Origin of the sequence: Natronospirillum sp., assembly GCF_022565775.1 — a bacterium.
Taxonomy (GTDB): Bacteria; Pseudomonadota; Gammaproteobacteria; order Pseudomonadales; family Natronospirillaceae; genus Natronospirillum.
This window is the reverse complement of record NZ_JAIUMC010000171.1, coordinates 1-2,728: the sequence shown is the minus strand read 5'-3', so window position 1 is coordinate 2,728 and position 2,728 is coordinate 1. Positions and strand designations below refer to the sequence as shown.

Below are 2,728 nucleotides of genomic sequence, written 5' to 3'. Positions count from 1 at the left end.
AGCCCACGGCCTACAATTGAGCCACCCTGTAGGCGCCGGCCTTGGCCGCGCTCGGAGCGACGCCAACCTTCTCCCGCCACCCAAAAATGATACACTGCATGCCCACTTACGCTTACTCAGACCCATGGACAAGATTTCCCAATACGAGATTCTGCTGCGCGCCCTGAAATCCGAGCGGTTTGTGTCTGGCAGCGCCCTGGCGGAAACGCTGCAGATCTCGCGAACGGTGGTCAACCGACGCCTGAAAGAGCTGGCGGACATGGGTCTGCGGGTGCATGCGGTCACCGGCAAGGGCTATCATCTCGCCGACCCCTTCACGCTGCTGGATGATCCACCGGCCGACTTTCCTGCACAGATTCTCTGGTATCGCCATCTGCTGACCACCTCGACCAATGAGGACGCGCTTGCCCTGTCTCGGTTGCAGTCACGTCCGGTGCTGGTGGCGACCGAGTATCAGACGCAGGGCCGCGGGCGTCGCGGTCGTGCCTGGCAAAGCGAGTTTGGCAAGGATCTGGCGTTCAGTCTGTGCCTCCCGCTTTCCGCGCCTGAGACGCTGCGCCCGTACAGTCTGGCCGCCGGTGTGCTGCTGGCGGAAGCGTTGCGTGACTTCTGTGGGGTTCCCGTATCGGTAAAATGGCCCAATGACCTGCAGGTGAACGGTGCCAAGCTGGCTGGAATTCTTACCGAGCTGCATACGATGGATGAACGAACCTGGATAGTGCTGGGCATTGGCATGAATGTGAACAGTCAGGAGTTGGGCAAACTGGATCAGGCGGCAGTGTCTCTGCGGGACCTGCTGGCTTCTCCTTTGGATCGCAGTGCGTTGCTGGCCAGGCTGGCAAAGGCGCTGGCGGCGGCGCTGGGCAACGACTTCGATACCGACTGGCACAAGCAGTGGCCTGCTCTGGATGCACTGGCGGGCAAGCCAGTACAGATAGAATCGGGAGATCGATGTCAGTTAGGCACTGCTGCGGGCGTCGCGCCTGATGGTGCGTTGTTGGTGGATACTGAAGTGGGCCAGAAAAGAATTACCGGGGGGCAGGTCAGTGTCCGTGCGCTCTGATACTTTGTTGCTTGATCTGGGGAATACCCACCTGCACTGGCGCCGCGGCCTGGTTGATGGCGTGCTCGATCTGACAGCCAAAGGGGAAGGCTGGCCGTTTCCTTTGCAGGGCATACGACGTGTGGTCTGGGCGGCGGTCGGTCCCAGCGACCGTCTGGCAGGCTTGCGCAGTGCGCTTGAGTCTGTGACCTGGCAGCAGTGCGCCAGGCCGGAGCTGCCACTGCTCGCTACACACTATGATTCAGGGCAGTTGGGCATTGATCGCTGGCTGGCTATGCTGGGTGCCCAGCGTCGGCTGGAGGAAGACGGGCACACCTGCATTATTGTCGACGCTGGCACGGCACTGACGCTGGATATGATTGCAGAGTGGGCGCATGTTGGTGGCTGGATCATGCCCGGCTACCATCGATGGCATGATGCATTGTATGCTGGTACGGCTATTTCACCGGCAGCGGAGTCCAAGTCGACCCATGAGCCGGGTCTGCGTACTGCCGCTGCGATTGCCAATGGCTGGCAGGCAGCCATGACGGCGGTGATTCGGGAGCAGGTGCAGAACAGACCGGACGCTGCACTGGTGCTGACCGGCGGGGATGCCTGGCGTCTGCAGGGTTCATTCCCGCAATCCAGGCTGTGGCCTGAACTGGTGTTGGATGGTCTGGCTATCTGGGCCGATGATGATTGAGAGGACGCTATGCGCTGGATCGCCATTTCACTGGTCGTAATCAACCTGGCCGTTGCCGGATGGTATCTTTGGCAGCCTTCAGCGGCGCCAGAAGCTGCAGCCCTGCAGACAAAGGGCGGCTTGCCCGAACTGACCTTTGGCAATCTGCGCACTGAGCGCGGCTCGGATGCCCTGGATATTCCTACCCTGACGACCCTGGACAACGGTTCGCCCGACGATCCGCAATGCGCCTTCATTGGTGTCTTTGCAGATGAAAGCAATGCGCAGACAGCGCAACGTCGGCTGGCTGCTCTGGAGATCCAGTCCGAAGTATCTGTTGTCGAAGTCCCAGACGAGCCATTGTGGTGGGTGCACCTGGAACCCGCGAGTACCACAGCGGATGCGGAGCGCCGGTTGCGCCAGCTCAATGAGCGCCAGATTGACAGCTTCCTGGTCTCCGAGGGGGAGTTCAGGAACGCTATCTCGTTGGGCTATTTCCGCAGTCGGGACAATGCGCTCACCCTGCGCGATCAGTTGCAGTCGTCAGACGTGGAGGCGCAACTGAGGGAGATTCAGCGGTACCGCGCAACCTACTGGCTGACCATCCAGCCGGAACATGCCGCCATGATGGGCGAAGGCAGTCTGTCCAGTATCCGAGCTTCCCAGCCGGACATTGAAATGCGTGAAGCCGACTGTGGCTGGTTGCAAAATGCATAAGAGTTGTTAGTATTCGCTCGGCTTGTAAATCAGGGTTTGCGTTTCGTTGCAGGCTAATTCTAAGTGACTGTTAAGCATGATCTTTTCTTGACAGTGCTTTGGGGTTCAGCGAGAATGCGCATCCGCTTTGGAGGGGTTCCCGAGTGGCCAAAGGGAGCAGACTGTAAATCTGCCGCAATATGCTTCGGAGGTTCGAATCCTCCCCCCTCCACCAATTTCGGCTGCGGGTATAGTTCAATGGTAGAACCTCAGCCTTCCAAGCTGATGATGCGGGTTCGATTCCCGCT

At 59.6% G+C, this 2,728-nt stretch carries 3 protein-coding genes and 1 tRNA gene; all 4 read left to right on the top strand.

Going from position 1 to position 2,728, the window contains the following annotated elements; translation table 11 throughout:
* Nucleotides 1-124 precede the first annotated feature (124 nt).
* The 4 genes from LAT62_RS16330 to LAT62_RS16315 all read left to right on the top strand — a co-directional run bounded on the left by LAT62_RS16330 (nucleotide 125) and on the right by LAT62_RS16315 (nucleotide 2,655).
* Nucleotides 125-1,063, top strand: coding sequence for a biotin--[acetyl-CoA-carboxylase] ligase (locus tag LAT62_RS16330; protein WP_293386301.1), 939 nt, complete (start codon nucleotides 125-127; stop codon nucleotides 1,061-1,063).
* Nucleotides 1,053-1,745 (top strand): type III pantothenate kinase, encoded by a 693-nt coding sequence (locus LAT62_RS16325; protein ID WP_293386299.1) that lies wholly within the window; start codon nucleotides 1,053-1,055, stop codon nucleotides 1,743-1,745. The genes LAT62_RS16330 and LAT62_RS16325 overlap by 11 nt, the downstream gene beginning before the upstream one ends.
* A gap of 9 nt (nucleotides 1,746-1,754) precedes the next feature.
* Entirely contained in the window at nucleotides 1,755-2,441 is a 687-nt protein-coding gene (locus LAT62_RS16320; protein ID WP_293386297.1) for an SPOR domain-containing protein, read from the top strand.
* Between the two features lie 129 nt (nucleotides 2,442-2,570).
* Nucleotides 2,571-2,655: transfer RNA gene (locus LAT62_RS16315), tRNA-Tyr, on the top strand.
* The last annotated feature ends 73 nt before the right edge of the window (nucleotides 2,656-2,728 follow it).